Origin of the sequence: uncultured Rikenella sp., assembly GCF_910577125.1 — a bacterium.
In the GTDB taxonomy this organism is placed as follows: domain Bacteria; phylum Bacteroidota; class Bacteroidia; order Bacteroidales; family Rikenellaceae; genus Rikenella.
Genome location: NZ_CAJTMN010000056.1, coordinates 1 through 13,851, shown reverse-complemented (window position 1 = coordinate 13,851; position 13,851 = coordinate 1). Strand labels below are relative to the sequence as shown.

Annotated in this window: 17 protein-coding genes; 8 read left to right on the top strand and 9 right to left on the bottom strand. The window is 57.2% G+C overall.

Translation table 11 applies throughout. The features are described 5' to 3' along the window. Positions 1-109: 109 nt before the first annotated feature. The 4 genes from QZ292_RS06975 (at position 110) to QZ292_RS06960 (ending at position 1,646) form a co-directional block, all read left to right on the top strand. A complete protein-coding gene (locus QZ292_RS06975; RefSeq protein ID WP_294599778.1) occupies positions 110-244 on the top strand; it encodes a hypothetical protein in 135 nt (44 codons plus the stop codon). A gap of 60 nt (positions 245-304) precedes the next feature. Beyond that, positions 305-451, top strand: a complete 147-nt coding sequence (locus QZ292_RS06970; protein WP_294599775.1) for a hypothetical protein — start codon at positions 305-307, stop codon at positions 449-451. Positions 452-568: 117 nt separating this feature from the next. Continuing rightward, entirely contained in the window at positions 569-1,237 is a 669-nt protein-coding gene (locus QZ292_RS06965) for an MBL fold metallo-hydrolase (protein WP_294599772.1), read from the top strand. Positions 1,238-1,250: 13 nt separating this feature from the next. After that, on the top strand, positions 1,251-1,646 hold the full coding sequence (locus QZ292_RS06960) for a WG repeat-containing protein (RefSeq protein ID WP_294599770.1): 396 nt from the start codon (positions 1,251-1,253) through the stop codon (positions 1,644-1,646). Between the two features lie 37 nt (positions 1,647-1,683). Here QZ292_RS06960 and QZ292_RS06955 read toward each other — a convergent pair whose 3' ends face one another. Beyond that, positions 1,684-2,973, bottom strand: a complete 1,290-nt coding sequence (locus tag QZ292_RS06955) for a malic enzyme-like NAD(P)-binding protein (protein ID WP_294599768.1) — start codon at positions 2,971-2,973, stop codon at positions 1,684-1,686. 112 nt (positions 2,974-3,085) lie between these two features. Here QZ292_RS06955 and QZ292_RS06950 point away from each other — a divergent pair, with 112 nt between their 5' ends. Both QZ292_RS06950 and QZ292_RS06945 read left to right on the top strand, forming a co-directional pair. Then, positions 3,086-3,232 carry a hypothetical protein gene (locus tag QZ292_RS06950; RefSeq protein WP_294599766.1) on the top strand — a complete coding sequence of 49 codons (147 nt, stop codon included), beginning with the start codon at positions 3,086-3,088 and terminating at the stop codon, positions 3,230-3,232. Positions 3,233-3,429: 197 nt separating this feature from the next. Further along, on the top strand, positions 3,430-4,743 hold the full coding sequence (locus QZ292_RS06945) for a hemolysin family protein (RefSeq protein WP_294599763.1): 1,314 nt from the start codon (positions 3,430-3,432) through the stop codon (positions 4,741-4,743). A gap of 5 nt (positions 4,744-4,748) precedes the next feature. Here QZ292_RS06945 and QZ292_RS06940 read toward each other — a convergent pair whose 3' ends face one another. The 8 genes from QZ292_RS06940 to ligA all read right to left on the bottom strand — a co-directional run bounded on the left by QZ292_RS06940 (position 4,749) and on the right by ligA (position 11,959). Then, entirely contained in the window at positions 4,749-5,261 is a 513-nt protein-coding gene (locus tag QZ292_RS06940) for a PH domain-containing protein (protein ID WP_294599760.1), read from the bottom strand. 18 nt (positions 5,262-5,279) lie between these two features. After that, positions 5,280-6,683, bottom strand: a complete 1,404-nt coding sequence (gene lpdA, locus QZ292_RS06935; RefSeq protein ID WP_294599757.1) for a dihydrolipoyl dehydrogenase — start codon at positions 6,681-6,683, stop codon at positions 5,280-5,282. 26 nt (positions 6,684-6,709) lie between these two features. Next, positions 6,710-7,132: a hypothetical protein gene (locus QZ292_RS06930; RefSeq protein WP_294599754.1), complete on the bottom strand. Its 423-nt coding sequence runs from the start codon at positions 7,130-7,132 to the stop codon at positions 6,710-6,712. Between the two features lie 43 nt (positions 7,133-7,175). Next, on the bottom strand, positions 7,176-7,484 hold the full coding sequence (locus QZ292_RS06925) for a hypothetical protein (RefSeq protein ID WP_294599751.1): 309 nt from the start codon (positions 7,482-7,484) through the stop codon (positions 7,176-7,178). Positions 7,485-7,586: 102 nt separating this feature from the next. Next, on the bottom strand, positions 7,587-8,132 hold the full coding sequence (locus tag QZ292_RS06920) for a hypothetical protein (protein ID WP_294599748.1): 546 nt from the start codon (positions 8,130-8,132) through the stop codon (positions 7,587-7,589). Positions 8,133-8,148: 16 nt separating this feature from the next. Further along, positions 8,149-8,940 carry a DUF4919 domain-containing protein gene (locus QZ292_RS06915; protein WP_294599745.1) on the bottom strand — a complete coding sequence of 264 codons (792 nt, stop codon included), beginning with the start codon at positions 8,938-8,940 and terminating at the stop codon, positions 8,149-8,151. 24 nt (positions 8,941-8,964) lie between these two features. Further along, a complete protein-coding gene (gene dapA, locus QZ292_RS06910; RefSeq protein ID WP_294599742.1) occupies positions 8,965-9,852 on the bottom strand; it encodes a 4-hydroxy-tetrahydrodipicolinate synthase in 888 nt (295 codons plus the stop codon). 76 nt (positions 9,853-9,928) lie between these two features. Continuing rightward, complete coding sequence (gene ligA / locus QZ292_RS06905) at positions 9,929-11,959, bottom strand: NAD-dependent DNA ligase LigA (protein ID WP_294599739.1); 2,031 nt, start codon at positions 11,957-11,959, stop codon at positions 9,929-9,931. A gap of 155 nt (positions 11,960-12,114) precedes the next feature. Between ligA and QZ292_RS06900 the strand changes: the two genes are divergently transcribed. Then, positions 12,115-12,432, top strand: a complete 318-nt coding sequence (locus QZ292_RS06900; RefSeq protein ID WP_294599737.1) for a hypothetical protein — start codon at positions 12,115-12,117, stop codon at positions 12,430-12,432. Next, positions 12,425-12,952, top strand: a complete 528-nt coding sequence (locus QZ292_RS10380; RefSeq protein ID WP_363324067.1) for a (4Fe-4S)-binding protein — start codon at positions 12,425-12,427, stop codon at positions 12,950-12,952. The genes QZ292_RS06900 and QZ292_RS10380 overlap by 8 nt, the downstream gene beginning before the upstream one ends. The last annotated feature ends 899 nt before the right edge of the window (positions 12,953-13,851 follow it).

Genomic DNA, 13,851 nt, shown 5'->3' with positions numbered 1-13,851 from the left:
GTAGGCCTGCAACTTCGCGGTGCTTGTTTTCGGCCACGCTGGCTCCGACCCGACAGACCCCGCCCCGGGCTGCCGCGACGCAGGATTTTATGGACAATCGGGTAATGCGATGGGAGTCGGTCGCAGCGGGTATAGCTGGTCACGTACTAAAGTCGTATTCTTGACTTTCAGCATAGAAGAACTCACTCCCAGCAGTACAACCAACCGTGCTTTCGGTGTTCAGTTGCGTTGCCTCTCGGAATAAACGGTACACCCCGCCCCGGGCTTCCGCGATACGGGCGACAATGGGGGGTTGGGCATTCCGATGTACGTTGGCAACTACGGATTCAGCTACTCGTCATCGGTGAGCGGCAGCAACGGGATGTACCTGAATTTCTACGTGACGGGCCTCGATCCCCACAGCGCGTACCTCCGCGGCCACGGTCTTCAGTTGCGTTGCCTCTCGGAATAAACGGAAAAAAAAGAAAACCGTCTCCTAAATTTGAACCACACACCGCAATATTTTGCACAAAACGCCTAAGATTTCGGCACGAAAAATGCTACCTTTATTCCAAAACCCACAAACATCATGAAAACACAGCCCGATACCACCGACTATTACGGCCCGATCAGCGTGACCCGCATCGGCCATGCTTTCTTATATATCGGTTATCAGAAAGAGATGATCGCTGTCGATCCGTACGGAGAAGCGGCCGACTCTACGACACCTCTTCCGACCGCCACGGCCATTCTCATCACGCACGATCACTATGACCACTACGACCCGGAAGCCATACGGGCCGTCGCGACGGAACAGACCGTCTTCGTCGCTCCGCCGAAAGCTGCGGAACGGCTGCGCGCCGACGGGTTCACCCAGCGGATCATCACGCTGGCCAACGGTGATACGACAGACTACAACGACTCGATCCGCATCCGGGCCCTGCCGGCCTACAACATCGTCCGGGAACGTACGCCCGGCGTGCCGTTCCATCCGAAAGGGGAGGGGAACGGCTATCTGCTGACCATCGACGAAAAACGGATTTATATTGCCGGCGACACCGAGCTGATCCCCGAGATGCGGGAGCTGAACTTTATTTTTATCGCCTTTCTACCTCTGCTGCTCCCCTATACGATGAGCGAAGAGGAGTTCGTAGAAGCCGCCAAAATCATCGAACCGGAATACCTCTATCCGTACCACTACGAGACGGTGGATCGGGAGCGGATTCAGAAACAACTGGCCGTCGTCCAGGTGCGATAATCCCTGACTTGCTATGAATCGCCTCATTCCTTTTCTTTTTTTGGCCGGTATGATCACGCTCTGCGACAGTTGCGCGAGCCAACACATCCGCGTATCCCGCGACGATCCGCGCACCTCCGGAGAGAGCGACCGCGAGAGCCGCAAGAGATACGATGCCTACCTGTTCGACAACGGCCCGGACTATGTATCGGAAGGTCTGTTTCGGATCGTCGGACCGAACGGCCGGATCGGATATGCCGACACGATCGGACGTATCGTGATCCGGCCGCGCTACGAAGCGGCTTATCCGTTCCAAGAGGGTCGGGCCACCGTGGCCCGGCACGCCCGCAAAGTTTGGGAAGGAGAACACTTTTACTGGGAGAGCGACCGATGGAAAGAGATCGATCCCAAAGGTCGTCGAATCAGATAACCCAAACGCTCGCCGGAATCGTGCCGCCGTCGCTACCTCAGTACCGCCCCTGACGGATGCGGTCGGCCAGTCGGGTCAATCCGGCTGCATAAGCCTCCCAGTCCGTAATGATTTTCGTCGCTACGCCCGATTCGACCGCCGCCTTGGCCACAGCCACCGAAACGGTCACCAACAATCTCTTGTCCAGCGGTTTCGGCAACAGATAGTCCCGGCCGAAAGCCAACTCCTTTAAATTATAGGCATGGAGCACTTCGCCCGTGACCGGCATTTTCGCCAGCCCGGCAATCGCCCGTGCCGCCGCTACCTTCATCTCCTCGTTGATAGCCGTGGCCCGTACGTCCAGCGCCCCGCGGAAAATGTACGGAAATCCGAGCACGTTATTGACCTGATTCGGATAATCGCTCCGTCCGGTGGCGAAAATCAGGTCGGGACGCGACGCTTTGGCCTCTTCGTAAGGGATCTCCGGATCGGGATTGGCCAACGCGAAGACGATCGGATCGGAGGCCATTGTCCGCACCATATCGCCCGTCAGCACGCCGGCCTTGGAAACCCCCAGAAAGAGATCGGCTCCGACCAGCGCCTCCGCCAGCGTGTCGACCTCGCGGCGGGTCGCAAACTGCGCCTTTTCCGGCGTGAGGTTCGTCCTCCGCACGCTGATTACCCCTTTGCTGTCGCACATCACCAGATTTTCGGACTTCACCCCCAACTCCAGATAGAGTTTCGCACAAGCCGTAGCGGCAGCTCCCGCGCCGTTCACCACCACGCGGATTTCATCGATCCGTTTCCCGACGATCTCCAACGCATTGAGCAATGCGGCCGAAGTAATGATCGCCGTACCGTGCTGGTCGTCGTGCATCAGCGGCAGACCGATCTCCTGTTTGAGCCGCCGTTCGATTTCGAAACACTGAGGCGCCTTGATATCCTCCAAATTAATCCCTCCGAAAGTCGGCGCAATCGCCTTGACCGTCTCCACGAACCGATCGACATCCGTCGTATCGACCTCGATATCGTAGACATTGATTCCGGCCAGCACCTTGAACAGCAATCCTTTTCCCTCCATCACCGGTTTGGCGGCCGCCGCGCCGATATTGCCCAGCCCCAGCACGGCCGTCCCGTTCGAAATCACAGCCACCAGATTGCCTTTGTTGGTATATTCGTAAATTTTCTCCGGATCGTCATAAATTTCCATACACGGCACCGCCACGCCCGGGGTATAGGCCATCGACAGATCGTGCTGTGTGGTATACGGTTTGATGGGTACGACGCCCAGTTTCCCTTTCGGATCCGAACTATGATAGAGCAGTGCCTCCTGATCTTGCTTATTCATGGAACAAAAGATTGACTTTGAGCGGTAAAATTAGTTAAAAACGTCATCCGTTGTCCTCCGCCCGCAGATTATTCCCGCCCCGGGCTACCGCAATTGGCTCTTGGGGCAACCGGTGGATATCGGTAATTGTGGCTACAATTGGTCATCCTCAAAGAACGGCATCAACGGCCTGAGTTTGTACTTCCATCCAACAGGATTTTCTGCCAATGGAGAAACAGGTCGCGTCAACGGTCTTCCGTTGCGTTGCCTCTCGGAATAAAGTGCCTTCGGGCACTCCGAAATAGCCGGGTCTACCCCAATAAGGCAGACTCTACCCAAACAACCGACTGCCGCCACATCCGATTCGGGAAAAATCACCGCACGGGCTCCGAATTTGGCCGGGTATTTGCTGATAAATCAGTCGACGTACTATCACATTCGAGGAATCGGCTTATTTCACCGATCCGCAACGGACTTATGGAAATCGTTATACTTTTCTTACTGCTTCTGCTGAACGGCGTTTTCGCCATGTACGAAATCGCACTGATCTCCAGCAGCCGGGCCCGGTTGCAAAACGAAACGGCACGAGGCAGCCGACGCGCTGCACGGACGCTCAAACTGCTGGACGATCCGGAAACCATCCTCTCGACCATCCAGATAGGAATTACCCTGATCGGCATCATCTCCGGGGCATTCGGCGGGGTAGCCCTGGCCGACGATGTCGAACCGTGGTTCGCCCGAGTCCCCTTTTTAGCCCCCTATGCCCGCGATTTGTCGCTGATTACCGTGGTCGGGCTAATCACCTACTTTTCGCTGATTATCGGCGAATTGGTTCCGAAATCCGTCGCTCTGGGCAATCCGGAACGAATCGCCATGGCGCTCACCCCGATGATGTGCGGCCTGACCCGCATCTCCTATCCCTTCGTCTGGATGCTGAGCGTCTCCACCAAGCTGGTCAATAAAATCCTCGGTGTCCGGAGCAACAAAGAGCGGTCGCTCAACGAGGAGGAGATCAAAATGATTCTCCGGCAAAGCACCGAACAAGGGCTGCTGGAAAAAGAGGAGACCGAAATGATCCGCGACGTCTTCCGCTTTACGGACAAACACGCCAAGGAGCTCAAGACACACCGCAAAGACGTCGTCTATCTCTTCGCCGGACAGGGCAGGGAAGAGGTCATCGACACGATTGCCGAGACCCCGCACACCCGCTATCTGTTGTGCGGCGAATCAACGTCGGACATCATCGGGATGGTTTCGGTCAAGGACATCATCGGGATGTGCCGCCGGAACGCCCGGTTCGACCTGCGTTCCATCGCGGTGGAACCGTTGCTGATTCCGGAAAACCTCTCGGCACAACGCGTGCTCGATCTGTTCAAGCAACACAAATGCAGTTTCGGAGTGGTAATCAGCGAATACGGGGTAGTGGAGGGGGTGATTACGCTGAACGACCTGGCGGAGAGCATTCTGGGCGAAATTCCGGACGAAGACGGAACCTGCGGCGAACCGGTCTGCATTGCGCAGGAAGACGGCTCCGTGCTGGTAGACGGCACGTACAGCGTGGATGATTTTATGGAAGAGATGGGTGTCGTGGCCTGCGACGAGCTGCAAAAAGAGGATTTCGACACGCTGAGCGGTCTCTCCATGTTCCTGCTGGGCCGCATCCCGGAGACGGGCGACCGGTTCGATTACCGCCACCTATCGTTCGAAATCGTCCAGATGAACGCGAGTTGCGTGGCCAAACTGCGGGTCACAAATCGGGAAAAGGCAGCAACGGAAACGGCCGACCGCTAAATCCGCTATTGCTTCAACCGTGCCCGAACGTATGCCACGAACTCCTCCGGACGCGTGCAGCTGAAGAGATATTTTTTCTGCCGCGTCCGGACGAGAACCAAGTGCTTCAACTCCGTGGCGTACATCGTATAACGGCCCAGCGTCTTATTCCTGAACCGTCCCAAATAGCCGAAAAATCCGCCGCTCCCGAACGTCCGTATAGAACCGTCGATATCAGACTTCGAAATCGGGCCCACACTGATCACCTCGCTCAAAGGAATCTCCAGCGCGCCGAACAACCGACTGACAGTTACCTTTTCCCCGTCTGCCTTCAGACGTATCGGCATATAACCCAATCCACCCAAAACGGTAGCCAGAAAAACAAGGAGCAACAGATACTTCAGCCAGAGCACCTCTGTCGGCCACCTGAATGATTCCAGATGAAAGACTACTCCAACTAATATAAGCAAACACACAATAGTCACCACCCATACTGTACCGCTCCAACGAAACAGCAACGAGATGTTACGGTTTTCCATGGTTTATCCGATTTAATGCTAAAGATGGATCGCCTCGTCAAACGCCGCCGCAGCCGCCTCCATCACCCCCTCCGACATCGTCGGGTGGGCATGGATCGTGCGGATCACATCCTCCGCCTTCGCCCCCAAGGTCAACCCTAAGGCCGGCTCAGCCACCATCTCCGTCACGTTCAGCCCGAACAGGTGCGCCCCCAGCAACCGATCGGTCTCGGCATCGAAAATCAGCTTCACCATCCCGTCCCGGTTCCCCGCCGCCGTCGCCTTGCCCGAAGCCGTGTAGGGAAAACGCCCCACACGCACAGTATATCCCCGCTCCGTCGCCTGTGCCTCGGTCAGCCCCACCGACGCCACCTCCGGCATCGTGTAGATGCACGACGGCACGACGGCATAATCCACCGCCTCCGGATCCCTCCCCGCAATAAATTCGGCGCAGTGAATCGCCTCAGTCGTCGCCACATGGGCCAATGCCGGCGTCGGTATCAAGTCCCCGATAGCATAGACCCCCTCGGCCGACGTCCGATAATGTTCGTCCACAATAACTTTCCCCCGCTCAATCCGCACCCCTGCCTCCTCCAACCCGATTCCCTCCGTATTGGCCGCAATCCCCACCGCCGACAGAACCACTTCCGCCTCCAACACCTGCTCGCCCTTCTTCCCCGCCACGCTCACCCGGCACAGCCCGGCCGCTTCGTCCACTGCTACCTGTTTGACTTCCGTCGCAGTCATCACCGCGATTTTCGCCTTGCGGAACGCCCGCTCCAGAAGTTTCGAAATCTCCTCGTCCTCCAACGGCGCCAGGTTCGGCGCGTACTCCACGATCGTCACCTTCGTTCCCAACGTACCGAAAAAAGTAGCGAACTCCGCCCCGATCGCCCCCGAACCGATCACGACCATCGACTCCGGCAACTCCGTTAACGTCAAAGCATGACGCGAAGTAATCACCCGCCGGCCGTCCACCGGAATCGACGGGAACTCCCGCGGCCTCGCCCCCGTCGCCAGAATGATATGCCGAGCTTCATAGGTGGTCACCGTCCCATCCCCCGCCGTCACTGCCACCGTGTGCGGCACATCGGTCAGCGAACCCGTCCCAACCAAAACATCCACCTTATTCTTCCTGAGCAGGAAGTCGATCCCTTTGCTCATCTGCTCCGCCACACCCCGACTGCGAGCCACCATGGCCGCCAAATCCGGCCGCACCGCCCCCTCGTCCACCAGCACTCCGTACTCCGCCGCATGAGAAGCATAACGGAAAACCTCCGCACTCTTCAAAAGCGCCTTCGTGGGAATACAGCCCCAATTGAGACACGTCCCTCCCAGCTCCGCCCGTTCGACCACCGCCGTCCGCAGCCCCAACTGCGCACACCGGATCGCCGCCGCATATCCCCCCGGCCCGCTGCCGATCACCATAACATCGTATGACATATCCATTCTCTGTGTTTTCTGTAGATTCAATACCGTTCGATCCAAAAATATAGAAACTCGAAATCTTTTCTCCCCCGATCCTCCTCCTTGCAAGCCAGAGTAAAATCGGATTCCTCAACCTTCAGCACCTCACCGTCATAGCTCACCTCATAGTAATCGCCGTGATATTCATCTCTCAGACAAATCCGGTCGCTCTTCATTTGAATCAAGGACTCTGGGTCGAAATGAAAATCGTCCGCTATGAATAAGACCTGCCGTCTCACGTGCCACCGAATCGACAAATCTTTCGCCACCCTGAAAACATCTCCATCGTAAAAAAGGATAAAATCCTCTTGATAAGGAGAAACACTGACCAAAGAAGGAACATACCGATCGATTGCAACCTGCTTGACCAGTTCCCCGGTGGCGAGATCGATCAGACAGAGTACGTTATCCAGTGTCAGAAACAAGTTGTTTCCAGACAGGCAGGCAAACTTTTCGGTATGTAGACTTTCAATTCGATCTCTCGAATGATTTCGATTTCCGTCTCTCCCTCTTCGTTTTTTTTCTCTTTGCCAATCTGTATGTCATCACATCCATAAAACTCTGTATGTCATCACATCCATAAAACATCGAGCCCGCACAGCTCGCCCAGTCCGCTTTCTGAAACTCGGGATGTTCGTCCTGAATCGCCACCAACCCCTCTTCCCTCAATTCCAGCACACAATCATAGTAGGGTCGAAACGAGCCGGATTCGAAATCATGCGGAAGCAGTTCGTCGGTAAGCGTAACCCGATAATCCTTTATCTGGAATCGTTTCATTCGCTTTTTTTTGTTTGCTACACATTTCCGTGCTCTTCTCCAACCAATTCGAAAATTCACTCGGATCCGCCACAACTCATCTCAATAACACTCCATCGTAACTCAATTCATAGTAATTGTCTTCCCAATCGTACAGACATATCCGGCGCTCTTCATCTCGAACGCCGCCCCTTTTTCCATTGGTCGGACAAAAATATCCCGCCCGCAGCAAAAGTTCCACTGCACCGACAAATCCGGTGAAATCCGAAAAATATCGGTCTCGCCGTACAAAATAAAATCGTCCTGGTAGGCATAAGCCTCGAACATGATCGGGACCCAGGGCTGTATCGTAGTCTGTTTGACGATCTTCCCTGTAGCCGGATCGAACAGGCAAAGTCGATCGCAGAACATAAAAAATATGTCATCTCCCGCCGGCAATGCGCAATCATCGACCTGTGTGTAATAAGGTACCAAAAACGCGTACTCTTTCGGTTCGTCGTCTTCCTCTCCTCGTTCGATCAGCACAGAAACCGTCGTATAATCCGATTCATCGTCCTCTCCAAACATATTGAATACGCGGTCATAAGATAGGTTGTCCATGGAATTCAAAGTATATTTCGGCGCCCGGCGAACCGTAATCCGATACTCTTTTACCTGAAATACCTTCATAACGAAAAATGTCGTGTCACTTCGGCAGCACGCTCTGTTTCGACCGCGGATTGTAGAGCGGATTGATCTCGAACTTGCGCTTGCGTTTCGGCACCTCGTCCAGATAGTCCGGACGCCGCTTGTACACCTCGCTGTAATCGAAATAATATCCCTTGTCTTTCCGCCCGGGACGGCTCCCGTCGTCCGGCATGTTGTAGACCGGCGCATACTCCACGTTCCGGGTCAAGATAATCAGCTTCGTAAACCGGGCGCCGATCAGGTTCAGCACATCCGGCGCATCGCGCTGGTAGATCACATACCACGGCGACTCCTCGCGCAGCCCCGTCCCCGTCGACCGGATCGCCTCCAGAATCCCGCGTATCTTGAACATCTGAGCCGCCGCCCGCTCCGGTTCGTCCAGCATCCGGTAGGCGAAAGCCAAAACGTTCAAATCCCGCATGCTGAACGGCTCCTCACGCAGAATCTCGCGCGCAAACCCCACGATGCGCCGATAGTCCTCCGCCTCCAGCCGCGTCTTCTTGCCGAAAGCCCGCTCCAGACTGTCCGCATACGGCGAACTCAGCAACGGTTTGTAACCCGTCTGTTCCGAGTAGCCGTAATAGAGGTATCGGAAATCCTCGACCGTCAGTGTCGTATCCCCCCGCTCGTACCGCCCGAAGAGCCGCGGATAGTAGTACGGCGAAGCGATATCCGCCGTCTCGGCCGCAATCCGCCGATAGTCCGGCGCCGCAATCCCCACCGTATCCGCCTCCTGCGCCCCCGCCGTCCCGAAAACGAACAACAAGAGCCCTGCCCAGAATTTTCGCATACCTCTCTCCTTTAAAATAATCCCCTACAATCCGTACCGGTCGATCTGGGCCTTGATTTTCGCCATCAGCCCCTCGCTCGCCGGCACGAGCGGCAACCGCAGGTAGTTCCCCATCAACCCCTTGACCGCCAACGCCCCCTTTGCTCCCACCGGATTCCCTTCGGCAAACAACAGGTCGGTCACCTCGTGCAATGTCAGGTTCAGCGGCGCCGCATCCGCGATATTTCCCGCCATCGTCGCATGGATCATGCACGAGAAGGTATCCGGAAAGACATTCGCCGCCACCGAAATCACCCCGTCGCCCCCCATCGCCACCAGCGCCATCGCCAGGTTGTCGTCGCCCGAGAGGACAAAGAAGCCCTCCGGCCGATCCCGCAGGATATAAGCCGCCTGCGAAAGGTTCCCCGACGCCTCTTTCACCGCGATCGCCCGACCCGGAAAGGCATGCGCCAGCCTCAACGTCGTCTCGGCCGTCATATTGACCCCCGTCCGTCCCGGCACGTTATACAGAATGACCGGCAGCGGCGCCGCCTCCAGAATCGCGCTGAAATGGGCATACAGCCCCGCCTGGTTCGGTTTGTTGTAGTAGGGCGTCACGGAGAGAATCGCGCTCACCCCCTCCAGATCGAACGTCTGCATCGTCCGGATCACCTCCGCCGTATTGTTCCCCCCGATCCCCACGACGATCGGCAGATTACCCGGATTGTGCGCCACACAATGCCGCACGACGCGGTGCCGCTCCTCCGCCGTCATCGTGGCCGGTTCGCCCGTCGTCCCCAGCACCACCAGATAATCGACTCCGCCCGTCGTCACATGGTCGAGCAGTGCGGTCAGGGCCGGAAAATCGATCTCTCCGCCCTCGGTAAACGGCGTCACCAGCGCGACACCTACGCCTTTCAATTGAAGTGACATGATATTTCTGAAAATTTGTATAAAGGCAAAGTTACGTTTATTCCCCGGGGATTGCATCCCGCTCGCGGATTTTCAACTAAAAGAGGGTCGTTTGTTGAATTTTTAACACCCTCTCGCCGATCATCTCCATAAACTCCTCCTCGGAAAGAATCCGCACCCCGAGCTTCGTCGCCGTCTCCAGCTTTTTCGGCCCGATGCCCGTACCGGCCAGCAGATAGTCCGTCGTCTTCGAGACACTGCTCTGGTTCGTTCCCCCGTGCAGCTCGATCAGTTCTTTCAGCTCCGGCCGCGAATGGAGGTCGAACGTTCCGGAAATCACGATCTTCTTTCCGGCCAGCGCCTCCGAGAGTTTCGTCCGCTCCACCGCCTGCAGCTGCACCCCGGCCCGCCGCAGCCGGTCGATCATCTCCACGTTGCGCGGGTCGGCAAAGTAGGCCACAATGCTGTCCGCAATCTTTCCGCCGACCTCCTCCACCTCCAGCAGCTCCTCGCGCGAAGCCGCCATCAGGGCATCGATCGACGGGATGGCCGCCGCCAGCTTCTTGGCCGTCGTCTCGCCCACATACCGGATCCCGATGGCGAACAGCACCCGCGCATAAGGCACCTCCAGCGACTTAGCGATACTGTTTATGATGTTCTCGGCCGATTTTTGCCCCAGCCGCTCCAGCGGCACCAGATGTTCGACCTCCAGATCATACAGGTTGGCGATATCGCCCAGCAGTCCGTTTTCGTACAAAAGCTGCACCGTCTCGTCCCCCAGCCCCTCGATGTTCATCGCCTTTCGCGAGATGTAGTGGACGATCCGCCCCACGATCTGCGGCGGACATCCCGTGGCGTTCGGACAGTAGTGTTTCGCCTCGTCCTCCTCCCTGACCAGCGGCGTCCCGCACTCCGGACAGTGGGTAATATACTGAAACGGGGCACTCTCCGTCGGCCGCTGCGCGAGATCGACCCCGACGATCTTCGGAATAATTTCGCCCCCCTTCTCGACCCGCACCGCATCGCCCACCCGGATGTCCAGCAGTTCGATCTGCTCGGCATTGTGCAGCGAGGCCCGCTTGACCGTCGTCCCGGCCAGCCGCACCGGCTCCAGGTTGGCCACCGGCGTAATGGCTCCCGTCCGCCCGACCTGAAAATCGACCGACACGAGCCGCGTCACCGCCTGCTCCGCCTTGAACTTATAGGCCACCGCCCACCTCGGCGCCTTGGCCGTCGCCCCCAAGTCGCGCTGCAACCGGATGCTGTCCACCTTAATGACCGCCCCGTCCGTTTCGTACGGCAACTCGTGCCGCGCCGTATCCCAATAATGGATATACTCCATAATCTCATCGACCGACCGGCACAACCGAACCGCCGCAGAGGTCTTGAATCCCCACTCCCGCAGTTTCTGCAGCGTTTCATAATGCGACGGCGCCACCGGTGCGTCCGCCTGTACGGCATAGAGCACCGCCTCCAGCCCCCGCTTCGCCACGACGGCCGAGCTCTGTTGTTTGAGCGTCCCGGCGGCCGCATTGCGCGGATTGGCGAACGGCTCCTCGCCGATATCGGCCCGCTCGGCATTGAGCCGCTTGAAACTCTCGTGCGGCATATAGATCTCGCCCCGCACCTCCATATAGGCCGGCCATCCGTCGCCCTGCAACGACATCGGGATGCTGCGGATCGTCCGCACGTTGGCCGACACATCGTCCCCGACCGTTCCATCTCCGCGCGTCACGGCCCGCACGAACCGCCCGTTTTCATACGTCAGCGAAATCGCCGTCCCGTCGAATTTCAGTTCGCAGCAATAAGCCGTCGCATCACCGGTCTCCTTCTCGATGCGCGCCAGAAACTCCCGCACCTCCTCTTCCGAATAGGTATTGGCCAGCGAGAGCATCGGATAGCGGTGCGCCACCTGCTCAAACTCTTTGGTCAGGTCGCTCCCCACGCGATGCGTCGGCGAATTGGGGTCGGCAAACTCCGGATGGGCAGCCTCCAGCGCCGCCAGCTCGGCCATCATCCGGTCGTACTCCCGGTCTTCGGCCGCCGGCGCATTCCGTACATAATAATCATAGTTCAACCGGTCGAGCACCCGACGCAAATGGTCTATTTTTTGCTTCGTATCGTCCATGGATAAAAAGGGTTTCGTACCGCCGTCCCAAACGGCTTTCAAAGATATAACAATCGCACGACGAAAGAAAAATAACCGGATTATTCTGCGGTTTTAATTTTTGTTTTATACTTGCAGAAAATTTCCAACGACCAGAGACTTACCTGCGAAACATTATGGCTACCAAAGCGGGAAACACGAAAAAACGCGTGATTATCAGCTATGCGAACCTCGGCTCCGAACTGGTGGAGGCTTTCAAATCGATCTATCCGCACGGGTACGGCGAGGCATTGATCCGCATAGACAAACCGAACGGCGACTTTTTCTACGTCGTCCCGTTCGAGACCGACGAGATCAGCTATCTGGTGAAGGTCGATGTCAAGATCGACACCAAACCGGAAGAGGAGCTCGAAAAGGATTACTATGACGACGACAACGACGAAATATCGGGAGCCGAACAGATAGCCGACGCGGCAGACGAAGACGATGAATAACAACCGCAAATACAGCAACGGAACGATCACCGTCGTGTGGCAGCCGGCCGAGTGCATCCATGCCGGGGTGTGCTTCCGCTCCTTGCGCCGTGTGTTCGACCCGGTGCGGCGGCCGTGGATCGACCTGAGCGGAGCTGAAACGGAGGAGATCATCGACATCGTCGAACGGTGTCCGAGCCAGGCGCTGACTTTCTTCTGGAACGATCCGCACCGGACGGTGGCCGGGAAAGCACATTCGCACAAACTGTTCGACACGACGAACCTGCCCCGCCTGTTTCCCGCATCGGCTGGGGAACAGAGACCGGAAGAGACTGCGACCGATTCGACGGGAGGAACCACAGTGCTGTTTCAGGAAGGGCAACCGCTGATCCTCTCCGGCAATTTCCGGATCATCGACCGGGAGGGGAACGAGATCGGAACAACGGAAAGGAACAGACGGGCCATTCTTTGTCGATGCGGGCAGTCGAACAACCAGCCGTTCTGTGACGGATCACACATCAAATCGGGCTTTCGGAAATAATCTCTCGCTTCGAAAGCCTTTTTTCTTTCTATTTTTTCAGTTCCGAAGTAGGGTAGCGGTACCCCACCCCGGGCGGACGCAACACTCATTTAGGGACACCGGGTGGTATCGGTCAGGGCGGTTACAACTGGTCCTCATCAGCCTACAATATCTTTGGAGTGAGTCTGGATTTTTATCCGACAAGTCTTCTCACGAGCAGTAGCTACAACCGTGCCCGCGGTCTTCAGTTGCGTTGCCTCTCGGAAGTGCGTGTCGCACTCACAAATGGCCGGGTCTACCCCATTTTACCGACACGGCCGCAGCGAAACGTAAGTTTCGCCCGTCCACGGGACGTGGGGCCCGCCCGGCCCGAGGGCAGTCGATGCTCGACCGCGCGCCCGCCTGAAGAGGCGATTCAACTATTTCGGCACAAGCCGAATATAGTATGAATCGACAAGGCGCGCGGACAAAGAACGAGGCGAGGAGTTGGGCTTCTCCAGCCATTTGCCCACCGCGGGGCCCTACAGGGGCTTTTGATGGGGTTATCACTGCCTTACTTAAGCGGGGCCTACCCGGCGCGAGGGCAGTTTCATCCGGAGCAAAACTCGACCGCGCGCGACTGCTGGAGTAGGAAATCATCCAAACGAGTAGTGCGCGTTTGGATAAGATTTCCGCCAGCGCGCGAAAAAAGCATTTGGGGTAGAGGCTGCCGCAGCGAAACGCAGTTTCGCTCCGTCCCGCCGGGGTCACCCGGACGCCGCCCGCGTAGGGCAGTTCTATCCTGTTAGGGTAGAGGCGGCCCTGTCGGAGTGCCCGAAGGCACCGCGCGCCGACGCCTTAACGGGGAAATCGTTCAAAATGCACTTGTGCGTTTTGACTGGATTTCCCAAGGCGCGCGGACAGAGAACGAGGCGAAGCAA